The following is a 16,007-nucleotide window of genomic DNA, read 5'->3' on the forward strand; positions in this document are numbered from 1 at the left end:
GGAACCGCTATGTCACACACACTTGCACTCCATCCCGTGAAAAAACGGGATGCGATATTTCTTTGGGTTTTGCTCGGCTGGCTGGCGTTTGCCCTGCTGCCAAGCTGGAGCCTGGACTACGGTCTGCTGGAGTCGACGAGCGAAGAAATACTCGCCGCCTACGGCTGGTCACAATTCAATATCAGTTGGTTATGGTATCTGCTACCGAGCCTGCTGCTGGTGCGCCCGTTCCATGAAGCCAGACGCGAACAGCGCGGCCGCCATTATCTTGACGCAGGCTGGGCATTCTTCTGCATGGCCTTTATCGTCGCCAGCGCCACGCTTGAAGGTCGCGGCTTAGGCTATGCCACCATCGTGCTGTTTGTGGCGCTGGGCGCAATTATGACCCTGGCGCTTACCCGTCTGGAATGGCTGGGCGGCGACCGGTTTGTCATCGGCTCGCTGACCGCGATTGTCGCGCTGATCGGTATTTTTATCGTCTGGCCGAGCATCGCTATTTTCATTCCGATGTTCACCAACGACGCCGGGGAATTTGCGCCACTGGCGTTTATGAATGTGCTGTCGCAGGCGCATATCATTCAGGTGATCCTCAACTCGATTATGCTGTCGATTGCCGTCGGCGTCGGCTGTACCTTCTTTGGCCTGGTGCTGGCTATCTACACGACCCGTATCGCCAGACGTAGCGCCATCATCGGACGTATCTTCTCGATTCTGCCGATCGTTACCCCGCCGTTTGTCGTCGGTTTAGGCGTTACGCTGATGATGGGTCGCTCTGGTTACATCACCGAATTTATGGTCGACTGGTTCGGCTTAACCAACACCAACTGGCTGTACGGTTTTACCGGCATCTGGCTGGCGCAGGTGCTGGCCTTTACGCCGATGGCGTTTATGATCCTCGACGGGGCCATCAAGACCATTCATCCGTCGCTGGAAGAAGCGTCATACACCCTGCGTGCCAGCCGCTGGCAGACCTTTAACGGCGTGTTTGTCCCGCTACTGAAACCGGCGCTGGCGAACGCCTTTTTAATTGTGGTGGTACAGTCGCTGGCCGACTTCAGTAACCCGCTGGTGCTCGGCGGTAACTTCGACGTGCTGGCAACGCAAATTTACTTCTACATCACCGGCTCGCAGCTCGATTATCAGGCCGCCAGTACGCTGGGCGCGTTCCTGCTGCTGTTCTCGCTGCTGGTATTCTGTGTGCAGTACATGTGGATCGGCAAGCGCTCCTACGTGACGGTCTCCGGTAAATCCTACCGGGGCGACGTCCAGCCGCTGCCAGTGACGCTGGTGTGGAGCGTGGTTGCGCTGCTGGCGGTGTGGATTGCCTTTAACGCCCTGCTCTACGGCAGCATTTTCTACGGCAGTTTCACCGTTAACTGGGGCGTGGACTACACCCTGACGCTGGCGAACTTTACCAAACTGTTCGGTCAGGGGATGAGCGACGGCGCGTGGCCTTCACTGCTCGACACTCTGCTCTACGCCGGGATTGCCGCGCCGATCACCGCAATCTTTGGTCTGCTGATCGCGTGGATTGTGGTGCGCCAGCAGTTTAAAGGTAAAAAAACCATCGAGTTCACCACCATGCTGTGCTTTGCCGTTCCTGGCACCGTAGCGGGCGTGTCGTACATTCTGGCCTTTAACAGCGCCCCGGTGTACCTCACCGGCACCGCCGCCATCGTGATTATCTCAATGGTGATGCGTAACGTGCCGGTCGGAATTCGGGCGGGCATCGCGGGCTTAGGCCAAATCGATAAATCGCTGGATGAAGCCTCGCTTAGCCTGCGTGCCGGTTCCCTGCGGACCATTACGCATATCCTGCTGCCGCTGCTGCGCCCGGCGATCCTCTCGGCGCTGATCTACAGCTTTGTGCGCGCCATTACCACCGTCAGCGCCATTGTGTTCCTTGTGACGCCGGATACCCGCGTGGCGACGGCCTACATCCTCAACCGCGTGGAAGACGGCGAGTACGGGGTGGCGATTGCCTACGGTTCGATTCTGATCGTGGTGATGCTGGCGATTATTTTCATCTTTGACTGGCTGATCGGCGAATCACGTACCTCCCGTTCAAAAGCTAAAAACCAGGCGTAATGGAGCGCACTATGACTCAGAAAAATTTCGTTGAACTGCGCAACGTCACTAAACGATTTGGCAGCAACACGGTTATCGACAACATCAACCTCACCATTCCGCAGGGGCAAATGGTGACGCTGCTCGGCCCCTCCGGCTGTGGCAAAACCACCATTTTGCGCCTTGTCGCCGGGCTGGAAAAACCGAGTGAAGGCCAGATTTTTATTGATGGCGAAGATGTCACCCATCGTTCCATTCAGCAACGCGATATCTGCATGGTGTTTCAGTCGTATGCTCTGTTTCCGCACATGTCGCTGGGAGAGAACGTCGGCTATGGCCTGAAGATGCTTGGCGTGTCGCGCAGCGAAGTGAAGACGCGGGTGAAAGACGCGCTGGCGATGGTCGATCTGGAGGGGTTCGAAGAGCGCTATGTCGATCAGATCTCCGGCGGTCAGCAGCAGCGCGTGGCACTGGCCCGCGCGTTGATCCTCAAACCGAAGGTGCTGCTGTTTGATGAGCCGCTGAGCAACCTGGACGCCAACCTGCGTCGCAGCATGCGCGACAAGATCCGCGAGCTTCAAAAGCAGTTTGATATCACCTCGCTGTACGTTACCCACGATCAGAGCGAAGCCTTTGCGGTTTCCGATACCGTACTGGTGATGAATAAAGGACACATCATGCAGATCGGTTCGCCACAGGAGCTCTATCGTCAGCCTGCCTCACGTTTTATGGCGAGTTTCATGGGCGATGCCAACCTGTTTCCGGCCACCTTTAGCGCAGGATACGTTGATATCTACGGCTATCGTTTGCCGCGACCGCCGCACTTTAACGATCACGGAGAAGGGATGGTCGGCGTGCGCCCGGAAGCGATCACACTCAGCGATCGCGGCGAGGAGAGCCAGCGCTGCGCGATCCGCCATGTCGCCTATATGGGCCCTCAATATGAAGTCACGGTGGAGTGGCATGGACAGGAGATCTTGTTACAGGTCAACGCCACGCGCCTGCAGCCGGACGTCGGCGAGCAGTATTACCTCGAAATCCACCCGTACGGCATGTTTGTGCTGGCAGATGCAGCATAAGGTTTTGTTGCTTTGTAGGTCGGATAAGGCGCTTATGCCGCCATCCGGCAATGCCTGATGCGCTGCGCTTATCAGGCCTACAGTGAACGATGTAGGCCTGATAAATTCTCAGCTTCACGCTTTTAGCGCGGCAATATCCTTCGGCGTGGTGCGACAGCACCCGCCGATCAACCGTGCGCCAGCGGCCTGCCACTGCGGCAAATAATCCGCCAACTGCGCACAATGCTCACTGTGATGATGCCAGGTTTTGCTTGCCGCATCATAATGCTCGCCTGAGTTTGGATACACCACCAGCGGCAGCGCCGTTAAGCCGTGCAGATGTTGCAATGCGGCGGTGGTCTTTTCCAGCGCAATACAGTTGATGCCTAACGCCACCACCTGCGGATAACCCGCCAGCAACGCCACCACGTCACGCAGCGGCGTACCGTCGCTCAGGTGCTCGCTGTCGCGCAGAGTAAACGAGAACCACGCCCTGGCACGCGGATACGCGGTCAACAGCTCAGCCAGCGCGCCAATCTCGGTAAAATTCGGCAGGGTTTCACAGGCCAGCAGATCGGCCCCGGCATCCAGCAACGCTTCCACGCGCGGACGGTGAAACGCCTGAAATTCCTCAGCGCTACGTTGGTAATCGCCACGATACTCTGATCCATCCGCCAGATACGCGCCATAAGGCCCAACGGAGCCTGCCACCAGCAGCGTACCCGCCTGCGGGTTCTCAGCCAGCCAGGCTTCACGCGCTTTACGCGCCAGCTCCACGCTTTTGCCAATCAGCGCTTTCGACTGCGCTTCATTCAGGCCGCGCGCGGCAAAACCTGCCGGCGTGGCCTGATAGCTGGCGGTGATCGCGCATTGCGCCCCCGCCCGGAAATAATCAAGATGCACTTCGCGGATAAGCTGCGGATTTTCGACCAGCACTTTGGCTGACCAGAGGCTGTCTGCTAAATCACAACCGCGCGCTTCCAGCTCCGTCGCCATCGCACCATCCAGTAACAGGAAATCCTGTTTGTCGAGGATGGCGCTTAACGGATTATTCTGCGACATGTTCTGGCTCCTGTTTTGATGGAAATAAGCCCTCACACTATCACAGCCATACCCGCAAGGCTCCGCGCTCACCCGCAATTATGGCGATGCGTCAACTCTGCACCAGACGGTCGCTTAAGCACCGTTAGCCGGGATCGACATCTGCGATTTACGGCTCATCAGAATAAATACCGCCAGGCCCGCCAGCAAAATCCCCGGCGCAGACGCCGCCATCACGCCCACCGTTCCTGTGCCCAGCGCTAACATTTTCCCGGCCAGCAGCGGGCCGCTCATCGCGCCCAAACGTCCGACAGCGACGGCGGTGCCCACACCTGTGGCGCGGATCTGCGTGTTGTAAAATAACGGCGCCAGCGCATACAACACGCTTTGCCCACCAGTGGCAAACATCCCCGCCACAAATCCCGCCATCAGCATGCCGCTGAATGTCGACACCGTCCCCAGCGCCAGCAGCGAAGCCAACATCCCGGTGTAGATCAGCAGCGACATCACCACCGGACGCAGTTTGTCCATCAACGCCCCGAGAATTAACGTCCCGCTGGCTGCGCCGATTTGCAGAGCAAACATCACGCCTGCCGCCTGCGAGGGTTGAAATCCCTGCTCCACCAGCAGCATTGGAAGCCAGTTGATCAGCATATACACCACCAGCAGGGTGAAGAAATAGCACAGCCACAGCAGCAGCGTAGCGCTCGCTGCTGCTGGCGCAAACAGGGCGCGCAACGGCGCGGCAGCTACCTGCGTTTGTTGGGTATAAACCTGCGATTCCGGCAACCAGCGCATCAACAGCGGAACCAGCAGCAGCGGGATCACCCCGCCAACCCAGAACACCGTTTGCCAGGCGGAGGCGAGACCGCTAAACCCAAGCGCCGCCGCTAACGCCGCGCCAATCGGCACGCCGCAGTACATCAGGCTCACCGCCGTGCCGCGAAAACGTGGCCCCGCCGCTTCGGAGGTCAGCGCGATCAGATTCGGCAATGCCGCGCCCAGCCCGACGCCGGTCATCAGACGGGCAAATACCAGCGATGAGAAATCCCAGGAAATCGCCGTCGCCAGCGAGAACAGGCCGAACAACGCCACGGAGGCAATGAGAATGCGCTTGCGGCCATAGCGATCGGCCAGCATACCGCCCACCAACGCGCCGGGCAGCAGCCCGAGAATACCGGCGCTGAAGATCCAGCCCATCTGCATTTTATCCAGCGCAAACGCCTGAGCGATACCGACGGCAGCGATCCCGGCGGCCTGGAGATCCAGCCCTTCCATCAGGGCGACTAAAAAACACAGCCCGACGGTCAACGTCAGGCGCCAGGATGCGGGGGTACGGGTAGTCATAAGATGTACCTCTGAGGTCACGATGCAGGTGAATCGCGGCTGATACGTTGCCAGCCGCGTAATCATTTTTATTTGCTGTGGCGCAGATCCAGCGCCACGTCGACGATCATATCTTCCTGGCCACCCACCATTCGGCGCTTGCCCAGTTCAACCAGAATATCAACCGCGCTCAGGCCATAACGCGCCGCCGCCACTTCACAATGACGCAGGAAGCTGGAGTACACCCCGGCATAGCCCAGCGCCAGCGTTTCGCGATCCACCCGCACCGGGCGGTCCTGCAGCGGACGCACCAGATCGTCGGCAGCATCCATCAGCGCATACAGATCGGTGCCATGCTGCCAGCCGAGCTTGTCCGCAGCAGCGATAAACACTTCCAGCGGCGCATTGCCCGCGCCTGCGCCCATCCCCGCCAGGCTGGCGTCGATACGATCGCAGCCCTCTTCCACCGCAGCAATCGAGTTCGCCACACCGAGACTGAGGTTGTGATGCGCATGCATTCCGGTTTCCGTCTCCGGCTTCAGTACCGCTTTCAGGGCGCGGAAGCGGGCGCGAATATCACTCATGTTCATCGCCCCGCCGGAATCGACCACGTAGATACAAGTCGCGCCGTAGGTTTCCATCAGCTTCGCCTGCTGCGCCAGATTTTCCGGCGTGGTCATGTGGCTCATCATCAGAAAGCCGACGGTATCCATACCCAGCTCGCGCGCATACTGAATATGCTGGGCCGACACGTCCGCTTCGGTGCAGTGGGTCGCCACGCGAACCACCCGCGCCCCGGCCTGATACGCATTTTTCAGATCGTGAATAGTACCGATCCCCGGCAGTAATAGCGTGGCGATCTTAGCGTGCTGCACCACGTCTGCAGCCGCTTCAATCCACTCGAGATCGCTGTGCGCGCCAAAGCCGTAGTTAAAACTGGAACCTTGTAAACCGTCGCCATGCGCCACTTCAATAGAATCGACCCGCGCATCGTCCAGCGCTTTCGCAATCTGGCGCACGTTTTCCAGCGAATACTGGTGACGAATGGCGTGCATACCGTCACGCAGGGTCACGTCAGAGATATAGAGTTTTTTACCGTTCATGCTGCTTCTCCTGACTGACGGGTGAGTGACTGCGCCATCTTCTCAGCGGTCGCCAGCGCGCTGGAGGTCATTATGTCGAGGTTGCCCGCATAGGCAGGTAAATAGTGCGCCGCGCCTTCCACTTCCAGATATACCGCGGTTTTGAGCCCGGAAAACTGGCCGATACCCGGCAGATTCACCGGTTTATCCTGCGGGATAACTTCAAACTGTACGCGCTGTTTCAGGCGATAACCCGGCACATAGGCCTGTACCGCCGCCGCCATCTCGTTGATAGACGCTTCAACTTCAATCTCGGAGGTCGCTTCACTCAGTACATACACCGTGTCACGCATCATCAGCGGCGGTTCGGCCGGGTTAAGCACAATGATGGCTTTACCTTTTTCGGCGCCGCCGACCACTTCAATCGCCTTTGAGGTGGTTTCGGTGAACTCATCAATATTGGCGCGAGTGCCCGGTCCCGCAGATTTACTGGCGATAGAGGCAATAATTTCGGCGTAATGGACTTTTGCCACGCGAGAGACAGCCGCCACCATTGGGATGGTCGCCTGCCCTCCGCAAGTCACCATATTGACGTTCTGCTGATCAACGTTAGCCTCCAGATTCACCACCGGCACGCAGTATGGACCGATCGCCGCGGGCGTCAGGTCGATCAGGCGGATCCCCGGTTTAATGGCGCGCAGCGCGGCGTCGTTCTTCACATGTGCGCCCGCGCTGGTGGCATCAAACACGATGTCGATATCGGCAAATTCCGGCATGGCGATAAGCCCGGTCACCCCTTCATGGGTGGTGGCAACGCCCATACGTCTGGCGCGTGCCAGACCATCGGATTGCGGGTCAATACCGACCATCACCGCCATCTCCAGATGCACGCCGTGGCGCAGAATTTTAATCATCAAATCGGTGCCGATGTTGCCGGAGCCGATAATGGCGACTTTACGCTTACTCATGACTGACTTCCTTTTGTAACCGCCGCTGAAAAAGTGGCGGCAACTGAACCAATACCGTCGATATGGGCTTCAAAACGATCGCCCGCATTCACTGATACCATCGGGCCTAACGCCCCGGTGAGAATGATGTCCCCCGCACGCAGCGGCTCGCCGAGGCTGGCCATTTTGCGCGCCAGCCAGACGGCGGCGTTGATCGGATGCCCCAGACATTCGCTGCCGCGCCCACTGGAGACCTCTTCGTTATTGCGCGTCATTTTCATTGCGCAATTTTTCAGATCTAACCCGGCCGGACGCTGCGCCGGCCCGCCGACCACATACACGCCGCAGGAGGCATTATCCGCCACGGTATCAACAAACTTTATTGACCAGTCGCGGATACGACTGCCGACCACTTCGAGCGCGGGCAGCACCCACTCTATGGCGTTATATAGCTCATCAAAAGTGGTGTCGGCATTGGGTAGATCGCGGTTCAGCACCAGCGCAATTTCCGCTTCAATACGCGGTTGCAGTACACGTGAAAACGGAATGGTGTCGTTATCGCCGTAGCACATGTCGGCAAACAGCGTGCCGAAATCCGGCTGATCGACGCCCAGCTGTTGTTGCACTTTCGGGTGCGTCAGCCCCACTTTGCGCCCGACCACGCGCCGCCCGCGCGCCACGTTGTCCTGCACGTTGATGCGCTGAATGGCATAGGCCGCTTCGGCATTGTCCACGCCAATCAGTTCACGCAGCGGGGCGATAGCTTCTCCTTTTTCCTCTGCCAGGCGTAAATCGGCGGCTAACTGCTCAAGATTAAGATTCGTCATGTCCGTTCCTTAAGGGCGTGCGAGGAAGTTCAGCACCAGTTGGTTAAAGGCATCCGCATGTTCCCACTGCGCCCAGTGCCCGCAGTCGCGGTAGATGTGCAGTTCAGAACCGGCAATCCCGGAGAGCAGGCGCAGACCGGCGTCCATCGGCACGAACCGGTCGTTGCGGCCCCAGACAATCAGGGTCTGGGCCTTGATTTCACCCAGACGCGGGCTGAAGTCAGGGAACTGTTTCGGGTTGGCTTCCAGACTCTGGACAAAGTTGTCCAGGTGATCGCGGCGCGACAGCATGTTATTCAGGCGCGCCTCAAACAGCGCTTCAGTCAGGTCACTGGTGTCGAAGACAAAAATCTCCATCATCAGCTTCAGATTTTCGATGGTCGGCTCACGATATAGCTGATTCAGACGCTTGATGCCTTCGGTCGGCATCGGGGTAAACAGGCTCATGCCGCCCGTTCCACCGCCCATCAGCACCAGCTTGCCCACGCGCTCCGGCCAGCTCAAAGTAAACGCCACTGCACTGTGGCCACCCATTGAGTTGCCCAGCAAGTGGATTTTCTGAATATCCAGTTGATCGACCACGCTTTTCAGAATGCGAGCGTTGAGATCGGATCGTGACCCGCGGTTAACGATCCCATCGCTTTTCCCCCAGCCTGGACAATCCAGCAGGATTACCCGGTATCCGGCCTCAACCAGCGGATCGATGTTGCGGCTGAAGTTCGCCCAGCCCGTCGCGCCAGGACCTGAGCCGTGCAGTAGCACCACGGTCTCTTCGCCCTGCCCACAGTCATTGAAATGCACGCGTAAGGTTTCGCCTGCTTCCTGCACCTCCAGAAAACGGCTGGTGGCGGCTTCGGTTTGCGGTTGGTAAGTCATGCTCTTCTCCTGCATATTCAGTTCTGTTTCAGTTCTGTGTGGTGGCGCTCAGGGAGCCGAATCCGGCGATCCACTCCGGGATCGGGCGATAATAACGACCTTCGCTGCGCCAGTTGCCAAAGGCAGAAATGGCGGCGAAGGCGGCAACCCAGGTTTTCACTTCGTGCGTTGATTTGCCCGCCATCGCGGATAGCTCTTCATTGCTGACCGCGTCCAGCTCCTGCAAACGCCCCTGCTCAAGCAGGGTCATAAAGCGGTTATCCCAGACGGGGTTAAGCGGGTGCAGCGTGTGCTGGTCTTGCACAAATTTCTCGGCGGCACTGATCACTCGCTGCTGGCGCAATTCACGCTCGTTTTCGGGTAACTGTTTGCCGCTGCCGAGCAGGCGGTCGCGCATATGGGCATCGGCCTTTGCCAGCTCCGGCACCGGTGGCTGATGCGACAGGCCGCCGGAACCTAAAAACAGCACGCGTTTATTCAGCGAACTGGCGAAACGACCAATGGCTTCACCGAGCATGCGGGTACGCTGAAAGCCCGGCAGCGGCGTGGCGACGCCGTTAATAAACACCGGTAACACCGGGGCCTTATCCAGACCGCCGAGCAAAAACTCCAGCGGCTGCGCAAAGCCGTGATCGACCTGCATGTTGTAGGACACGGCAAGATCGATACCGCTTTTCATCACCGCATGGGCGCAGGCCTCAGCGAGATCGGTGGGCACCGGCAGTTCCCCGGCGGCGCTGCCGAAATCGCCGATTGCGGTGGCTCCTACGCCTAAACAAAACGGCGGCATCACATCGTAGAAAAAACCGTTGTAGTGATCGGGGGCAAACAGCACCACCAGCTCAGGATCGAACGCCGCAATACGTGCGCGGGCGCTGGCGATCACGCCGTTAACTTCATCGAGCACGACCTGCGCCGGGTCGACATAGCCCACCAGCGGCGAGTGGGAAAGACAGTGAAGATAAGCGTGCATATCAGGCTACCTTTTCAACAGGAAGATCGGTATTTACGCGGGTGAGCGTCATCACCGACGCCAGTTTATTCAGGGTGTTGCCCAGGGTTTGCGGAATAGCGATGGCGGCGACAAAGCGGTCCGGGCGCATCACCACCAGCGCGGCATTGTGTTGGGCAAACCACGCGCGCAGACGGTTTTGCGTATCGCCAATGCGGGTAACGCCGTCATGGTTATCCTGATCGGTATGTATCTGCGTATCCGGCACCACCTGGATAAACCGCGTCCCCAGCGCCTGCCACTGCTGGATCTGCGCTTCACTCATGCCCCATAGCGGATTACAGCCCCAGCCAATCACCGCGAAATTCGGGCCAATGACGTTATCGAGCAACGTCACTTCGCCGGTTTCCAGCGTGACCTTCGGCTGGATAAACATCTTGCCGACTGGCGAGGTTTTCGCGTCACCTTCACGCACCAACGCCCCGATGTGGTACTGCGGCATCGGCTTAAATCGCATTTCAAGGAAGTAACGTTTGACCGGCGGAATGTAGTTCAACAGCCAGGAAACTCCGTCGCGCACCGCGCCGTGCCAGCGTTTTGGCGGCGCCAGCACGTTGCCTGCGGTAACCGACAAATCGATCATCGCTTTGGCATGATCGCGGCGCTCCTGCTGGTAGGTATCCAGCAGCGCATCACCGGCTTTGCCATTGATCACCAGCGCCAGTTTCCACGCCAGATTGAAGGCATCACGCATACCGCTGTTGTATCCCTGCCCCTGCCAGACCGGCATAATGTGCGCTGCGTCACCCGCCAGCAGCACATGGTCAATACGAAAGCGTTCGGCCAGCCGGGCGTTATGGGTGTACACGCGCTGGCGGATCAGCTCGACGTTATCCGGGTTCGGCAGCACTTTGCTCAAGAGTTGGCGCATATTCTGCGGCTCGCTAAGCTGGGCTTCGGTTTCCCCCGGCATCACCATAAATTCAAAGCGGCGCACCGCATGCGGCAGCGCGGCAGAAACATACGGGCGCACCGGATCGCAGCACAGGTACACATGCGGCGTACTCAGCGGATCGTTGGCGATATCCACTACAATCCACTGATTCGGCGCGGTTTTACCTTCAAATGGCACATTCAGCGAGCGCCTGACGTTGCTGGCGCCACCGTCGCAGGCCACCAGCCACTGGGCCTTCACCGTTTCCCGCTGGCCGTCCGGCGCTTTCAGGTTCAGCGTCACTTCACCATTTTGCTGGCTGAAGGCTTCCAGTTCGCGAGAAAACAGGCAACGCACGTTGGGGAAACGCGACAGCCCTTCCAGCATCACCGCATCCACCTGCGGCTGAATGAACGCATTGCGGCGCGACCAGCCAAATTCGTCGGTCATCGGCTGGATATCGGCAAAGCAGCGGCCTTTCGGGGTAAGAAAGCGCATCGCGTGCCACGGCGTGGTATGTGGCAAAACGTTCTCGACCAGACCAACGGACTGCATGGTGCGCAGCGCTTCATCGTCAATACCGATGGCGCGGGGATAGTCGATCAGCGTGTCGAGCTTCTCTACCACCAGCACCTCAATGCCCATCTGGCCAAGATAGTTCGCCATCATCAGCCCTACCGGGCCGGCTCCAGCAATGGCTACCTGCGCGGTGTGCTGCACTGCGGGTTGGATATCAGGATTTATAGTTGTCATTTCAGAACCTCACTACTCGGACAAAACGCAATTGCAGGCCCTGGTGAGGCGCAATTGTTTTGTTAAAAATATGTGAATATTTTTTTATTGTGCGGTCAGTATAGAAGTGAGTTTTTGCGCTACAATCAAAACATGCCTGGATGTGCACTAAGTGCACAACATTGTTTTACCTATATATTTGTCAATGAATATGAAAAGTGACGACGGTACCGAATACAAAACCGTGCGCGGGTTAACGCGCGGGTTAATGTTATTAAATATGTTAAATCGGCTTGACGGCGGGGCCAGCGTTGGCCTGCTGGCAGAGCTGAGCGGCCTGCACCGCACCACGGTCAGACGTCTGCTGGAAACGTTGCAGGATGAGGGTTACGTCCGGCGCAGCCTGTCCGATGACAGCTTTCGCTTAACCATTAAAGTCCGTCAGCTCAGCGAGGGATTTCGTGACGAGCAGTGGATTTCTGCGCTCGCCGCCCCGCTGTTGGGGGATTTGCTGCGCGAAGTCATCTGGCCGACCGACGTGTCCACGCTGGACGTTGACGCGATGGTAGTGCGTGAAACCACCCACCGCTTCAGCCGCCTGTCGTTTCACCGGGCAATGGTCGGACGTCGTTTACCGCTATTAAAAACCGCATCCGGCCTGACCTGGCTGGCATTTTGCCCGGAGAATGAACGTCAGCAACTGATTGAAATGCTGGCCTCAAGACCAGGAGAAGAGTTCCAGTTAGCCCGCGAACCGCTAAAGCTCGACGCTATTCTGGCCCGCGCACGTAAAGACGGCTTTGGACAGAACTATCGCGGGTGGGATCAGGAAGAAAAAATCGCCTCCATCGCCGTTCCCATCCGCAGCGAACAGCGGGTTATTGGTTGCCTGAACCTGGTGTATATGGCCAGCGCCATGACCATCGAGCAGGCAGCGGAAAAGCATCTTCCGGCCTTACAAAAAGTGGCGAAACAGATAGAGGACGGCGTGGAGTCACAAGAGATTTTGGTTGCCGGGAGGTGAAGTAGATCACATTTGTTGGCAGATTATCCAAAGCTTAAATAACCTTCCGCATTCCCGGTCTCCTTTAACGAGACCGGGATACAGAACAAAAAAATCGCCAGATTCGCTAGTTAAAGCTACATTGAATTCAGAACCAACTGGTATGACCACACAGATAAGGCTCAATGAATGAATTCAATAATAATACCCGTAAATGAAGGCGGATTTCTGTCCGCCACGATTTGGGAAAGAAGCGATGCCAAAGCGATCGTTATTCTTCATCCAGCCACGGCGGTTGTACAGGCGTTTTATAAGGGGTTCGCAGAGTACCTTTTTAACCAGGGATTCAGTGTCGTCACTTACGATTATCGGGGAACGGGCCGCTCGAAATCCGGGAAGCTCCGTAGCTACAGCATCTCAATGTCAGACTGGATCGAGCAGGACGTGGGCTGCATTACTGCCTGGGCTAAAACGCGTTTTCCCGGACTTAACCTGCTGGCGGTAGGACACAGTGTCGGCGGGCATGCGGTTCTGCTTTCCACGGCCACTTCCGCCCTGCACGCGGCCGTCATTGTGGCCTCCCATGCCGGGGTAACGAGCACAATAAAACAAACGGCAGAGAAAGTGCGGGTCTGGTGCCTGCTGCGTGTTCTGGCCCCGGTTCTTTGCCGAATCTTCGGGTATATGCCTGCCAGGCGCCTTGGGCTGGGCGAAGATTTGCCAGCTCCAGTGATGCTTCAGTGGGGACGCTGGAGCGCAATGCCGGGTTATTTCTACGACGATCCAGACTGGGATGCACGCCAACGGGCAAGTGAGATAACCTTGCCTTTACTGGTGATGGGTTTTGATGACGACCCGTGGGCTAACCCTGAAGCCATTGCATCCCTGATGGAGCCAGTGCAAAACGCAAAAATCGAACATCGCGAAATTCGGCACGCAGATTATGGTCTTTCTTCAGTTGGACACATGGGCTTTTTTCGAACGCGGAGTGCGGATAAATTATGGCCTATCGTCGGTCAGTGGCTGGCGAGACAGAGCCAGAATTGAGCCAGCAGATATTTAATTTTATTTTCTGCCGTACTGTCAGGCCAGATATACTTTTTATAACAAATCTAATCGTTAAAAAAATCTGCCACAATGACAGATTTCTTTAATTTAGAATTAGAGATTTGCAACGTTATGATATACTTTTTGAACATCGTCGTCATCTTCAAGAGCATCAACAAGCCCTGCAAAGATTTCTAAATCTTCTGGCGACAGTTCAATTTCTGATTGAGCAATCATTTCTAATTCTGTTGTTGAAAACTCTGTAATTCCCGCTGCTTTTAACGCTGCAATGCCTTTGTGAAGGTCGGTAGACTCAGTATAAATAATGATATTTCCTTCGTCTTCGGTGACATCACGAACATCAACTTCAGCTTCAAGCAAAATTTCAAAAACATGGTCGGGGTCAGTGCCTTTAAATACGATTACACCAGTATTGTCAAACATATAGCTGACAGAACCTGCCGCCCCGATATTCCCGCCTTTTTTATTGAAGATTGAGCGAATATTAGCAATCGTGCGGTTAACGTTTGATGTCAGGGTTTCAGCGATAATCATGGAACCGCTTGGGCCAAAACCTTCATAACGCCCTTGCATGAACGTTTCGTCGCTGCCACCTTTGGCTTTATCAATAGCTTTATCAATAACGTGCTTGGGAACCTGGGCTTGTTTCGCACGTTCAATAACGAATTTTAAAGCTGTGTTTAATTCTGGGTCTGGATCACCTTGTTTAGCGGCAGCATAGATTTCCACACCGAATTTTGAATATACTTTAGACGTTGCACCGTCTTTAGCCGTTTTTTTACCAACAATATTGGCCCATTTACGTCCCACTGGAATACACTCCCCGAAAATTTATTTACATTACGCGCAGATTAATAAACCGCGAGTTTTCTCCACCATATTATATCATGATGTGTAAATTCTCGTCTATGAGAAATGAAAATATCAAAACTTCATGAGCTGCTACTTTTATTTAATTAATAATTAACATTATGAATAGGTTATTACCAGACTCCCTGCTGGTTCTTTTGTTTTTATCCTAACTAATTGGACCACAGTAATAATAAGGACGCGAAACCAGCGGCGGCTTCAGCAATTACATAAAGTGTTCTGCTCTGGGCGAGCGGTTTCTTGCATCCTCAGCGCTCAGAGCAACACTATCCGCATGGGGCAATGAATAACAGAGTTGCGGCACTTATCAGTCTGACGAGCTTCAGACCTTAAGCAATTTTACTGTCGCATCGATGTCAATTTCATCTTCGGAGAAGATCAGCGTCGTACCCTGGAAAGTGGTGATAGCCAGTTTTTTCAGCTTACGCATTTCGCCTGGCTTCACCTCTGATTTCGGCCGGATGCTGTTCATCAGCACGCCGACAGACAGCACCGCGTTTTCTTTATCAATACGGGTTTCGACAGGAACTTCTTCACTGTATACCAGGTACGACTTGATCGCCGTGAGCTTCAGACGCTCGCCCGCGATATAGATGTATTTGCTGTCTGGTATGACTTTCACCGCATAGGCAGACAGACCTTTGTTGTTGGTGGTCGGTTCAAAGGTTACCGCCGCGTCTTTCTTGATCAGCTCAGGATTAGCAACCTTAATCACATGAAAATAGCGGTTATCGCCATTTTCATCTTTGATAAATCCAAAGCCTTTATCTTTAAACCACGTTGTGATTGTTCCGTTCATTGCTGTTTCCACCTGATTAAATCTTATACTCGCAGAGTATATCTACTGAATTTGCGCGCAGTGTAAAACACAGACCACGTCTTTGGCTACTCGTTACCCCAGCGATTGAGGAACTCCGCGATATCGTCGATACGCTGCGCGTCGACACCGGCCACGGTTGCCATCTCCTGCTGCGCTTCTTCGCTGATCTCTTCGTTGTTCATTAAACGGGTGATCAGTTGCTGGAAGTAGTGCGCCAGCGCATCGCGTTCGGCATCGTTTACCGGCTTTGCGGCTTCGGTCGCGTACTCGTCGGCGATATCATAATATTTTAGCGGAATGTCGTTATTCATGAGGTGCTCCGGGGTGAATGCGTGTGCCAGCAGTTGTCTGCCACGTCTGATGTGAATGATAGCATTCTTATTTCATAGTTCGCGATCTGTTTT

At 55.8% G+C, this 16,007-nt stretch carries 15 protein-coding genes; 4 read left to right on the forward strand and 11 right to left on the reverse strand.

Features of this window, described 5'->3' with window-relative positions; translation table 11 throughout:
• The first annotated feature begins 9 nt into the window (after window positions 1–9).
• Together M4I31_RS18140 and fbpC are read left to right on the forward strand one after the other, a co-directional pair.
• On the forward strand, window positions 10–2,088 hold the full coding sequence (locus tag M4I31_RS18140) for an iron ABC transporter permease (RefSeq protein ID WP_085047663.1): 2,079 nt from the start codon (window positions 10–12) through the stop codon (window positions 2,086–2,088).
• A gap of 11 nt (window positions 2,089–2,099) precedes the next feature.
• A complete protein-coding gene (gene fbpC / locus M4I31_RS18145; RefSeq protein WP_085047664.1) occupies window positions 2,100–3,146 on the forward strand; it encodes a ferric ABC transporter ATP-binding protein in 1,047 nt (348 codons plus the stop codon).
• Between the two features lie 114 nt (window positions 3,147–3,260).
• On the opposite strand, the gene mmuM is transcribed toward fbpC, so the two are convergent.
• From mmuM to M4I31_RS18185, 8 genes are all read right to left on the reverse strand, one after another.
• Window positions 3,261–4,187, reverse strand: a complete 927-nt coding sequence (gene mmuM / locus M4I31_RS18150) for a homocysteine S-methyltransferase (RefSeq protein ID WP_038638046.1) — start codon at window positions 4,185–4,187, stop codon at window positions 3,261–3,263.
• 114 nt (window positions 4,188–4,301) lie between these two features.
• Entirely contained in the window at window positions 4,302–5,513 is a 1,212-nt protein-coding gene (gene mhpT / locus M4I31_RS18155) for a 3-(3-hydroxy-phenyl)propionate transporter MhpT (RefSeq protein ID WP_038643046.1), read from the reverse strand.
• 68 nt (window positions 5,514–5,581) lie between these two features.
• Window positions 5,582–6,595, reverse strand: a complete 1,014-nt coding sequence (gene mhpE / locus M4I31_RS18160) for a 4-hydroxy-2-oxovalerate aldolase (protein ID WP_069323921.1) — start codon at window positions 6,593–6,595, stop codon at window positions 5,582–5,584.
• Window positions 6,592–7,542, reverse strand: a complete 951-nt coding sequence (gene mhpF / locus M4I31_RS18165; protein ID WP_085047665.1) for an acetaldehyde dehydrogenase — start codon at window positions 7,540–7,542, stop codon at window positions 6,592–6,594. Before mhpF ends, mhpE begins: the two co-directional genes overlap by 4 nt.
• Window positions 7,539–8,348, reverse strand: a complete 810-nt coding sequence (gene mhpD / locus M4I31_RS18170; protein ID WP_069323919.1) for a 2-keto-4-pentenoate hydratase — start codon at window positions 8,346–8,348, stop codon at window positions 7,539–7,541. The genes mhpF and mhpD overlap by 4 nt, the downstream gene beginning before the upstream one ends.
• 9 nt (window positions 8,349–8,357) lie before the next feature.
• Window positions 8,358–9,224: a 2-hydroxy-6-oxonona-2,4-dienedioate hydrolase gene (mhpC, locus tag M4I31_RS18175; RefSeq protein ID WP_069323918.1), complete on the reverse strand. Its 867-nt coding sequence runs from the start codon at window positions 9,222–9,224 to the stop codon at window positions 8,358–8,360.
• Window positions 9,225–9,252: 28 nt separating this feature from the next.
• Complete coding sequence (gene mhpB / locus M4I31_RS18180; protein WP_085047666.1) at window positions 9,253–10,197, reverse strand: 2,3-dihydroxyphenylpropionate/2,3-dihydroxicinnamic acid 1,2-dioxygenase; 945 nt, start codon at window positions 10,195–10,197, stop codon at window positions 9,253–9,255.
• A gap of 1 nt (window position 10,198) precedes the next feature.
• Window positions 10,199–11,863 (reverse strand): bifunctional 3-(3-hydroxy-phenyl)propionate/3-hydroxycinnamic acid hydroxylase, encoded by a 1,665-nt coding sequence (locus M4I31_RS18185; protein ID WP_085047667.1) that lies wholly within the window; start codon window positions 11,861–11,863, stop codon window positions 10,199–10,201.
• 190 nt (window positions 11,864–12,053) lie between these two features.
• On the opposite strand from M4I31_RS18185, the gene M4I31_RS18190 reads away from it, so the two are divergent.
• Together M4I31_RS18190 and M4I31_RS18195 are read left to right on the forward strand one after the other, a co-directional pair.
• Entirely contained in the window at window positions 12,054–12,866 is an 813-nt protein-coding gene (locus tag M4I31_RS18190) for a DNA-binding transcriptional regulator (protein WP_051594508.1), read from the forward strand.
• 168 nt (window positions 12,867–13,034) lie between these two features.
• Window positions 13,035–13,892: an alpha/beta fold hydrolase gene (locus M4I31_RS18195; RefSeq protein ID WP_069323915.1), complete on the forward strand. Its 858-nt coding sequence runs from the start codon at window positions 13,035–13,037 to the stop codon at window positions 13,890–13,892.
• A 114-nt stretch (window positions 13,893–14,006) separates the two neighbouring features.
• On the opposite strand, the gene M4I31_RS18200 is transcribed toward M4I31_RS18195, so the two are convergent.
• The 3 genes from M4I31_RS18200 to M4I31_RS18210 all read right to left on the reverse strand — a co-directional run bounded on the left by M4I31_RS18200 (window position 14,007) and on the right by M4I31_RS18210 (window position 15,914).
• Window positions 14,007–14,723, reverse strand: coding sequence for a YebC/PmpR family DNA-binding transcriptional regulator (locus M4I31_RS18200; protein ID WP_038638023.1), 717 nt, complete (start codon window positions 14,721–14,723; stop codon window positions 14,007–14,009).
• Between the two features lie 382 nt (window positions 14,724–15,105).
• Window positions 15,106–15,582: a cold-shock protein gene (locus M4I31_RS18205; RefSeq protein WP_038638021.1), complete on the reverse strand. Its 477-nt coding sequence runs from the start codon at window positions 15,580–15,582 to the stop codon at window positions 15,106–15,108.
• An 86-nt stretch (window positions 15,583–15,668) separates the two neighbouring features.
• The gene (locus M4I31_RS18210) at window positions 15,669–15,914 is read right to left on the reverse strand and encodes a YmjA family protein (protein WP_069323914.1); all 246 of its coding nucleotides are present in this window, start codon (window positions 15,912–15,914) and stop codon (window positions 15,669–15,671) included.
• Window positions 15,915–16,007: the final 93 nt, after the last annotated feature.

Source organism: Citrobacter sp. XT1-2-2 (genome assembly GCF_023516235.1).
Classification (GTDB): domain Bacteria; phylum Pseudomonadota; class Gammaproteobacteria; order Enterobacterales; family Enterobacteriaceae; genus Citrobacter; species Citrobacter werkmanii.

Excerpts from the sequence above, each read along its gene's own strand:
- M4I31_RS18140 (WP_085047663.1), top strand. The coding sequence starts at position 10 with ATGTCACACACACTTGCACTCCATCCCGTGAAAAAACGGGATGCGATA.
- fbpC (WP_085047664.1), top strand. The coding sequence starts at position 2,100 with ATGACTCAGAAAAATTTCGTTGAACTGCGCAACGTCACTAAACGATTT.
- mmuM (WP_038638046.1), bottom strand. The coding sequence starts at position 4,187 with ATGTCGCAGAATAATCCGTTAAGCGCCATCCTCGACAAACAGGATTTC.
- mhpT (WP_038643046.1), bottom strand. The coding sequence starts at position 5,513 with ATGACTACCCGTACCCCCGCATCCTGGCGCCTGACGTTGACCGTCGGG.
- mhpE (WP_069323921.1), bottom strand. The coding sequence starts at position 6,595 with ATGAACGGTAAAAAACTCTATATCTCTGACGTGACCCTGCGTGACGGT.
- mhpF (WP_085047665.1), bottom strand. The coding sequence starts at position 7,542 with ATGAGTAAGCGTAAAGTCGCCATTATCGGCTCCGGCAACATCGGCACC.
- mhpD (WP_069323919.1), bottom strand. The coding sequence starts at position 8,348 with ATGACGAATCTTAATCTTGAGCAGTTAGCCGCCGATTTACGCCTGGCA.
- mhpC (WP_069323918.1), bottom strand. The coding sequence starts at position 9,224 with ATGACTTACCAACCGCAAACCGAAGCCGCCACCAGCCGTTTTCTGGAG.
- mhpB (WP_085047666.1), bottom strand. The coding sequence starts at position 10,197 with ATGCACGCTTATCTTCACTGTCTTTCCCACTCGCCGCTGGTGGGCTAT.
- M4I31_RS18185 (WP_085047667.1), bottom strand. The coding sequence starts at position 11,863 with ATGACAACTATAAATCCTGATATCCAACCCGCAGTGCAGCACACCGCG.
- M4I31_RS18190 (WP_051594508.1), top strand. The coding sequence starts at position 12,054 with ATGAAAAGTGACGACGGTACCGAATACAAAACCGTGCGCGGGTTAACG.
- M4I31_RS18195 (WP_069323915.1), top strand. The coding sequence starts at position 13,035 with ATGAATTCAATAATAATACCCGTAAATGAAGGCGGATTTCTGTCCGCC.
- M4I31_RS18205 (WP_038638021.1), bottom strand. The coding sequence starts at position 15,582 with ATGAACGGAACAATCACAACGTGGTTTAAAGATAAAGGCTTTGGATTT.
- M4I31_RS18210 (WP_069323914.1), bottom strand. The coding sequence starts at position 15,914 with ATGAATAACGACATTCCGCTAAAATATTATGATATCGCCGACGAGTAC.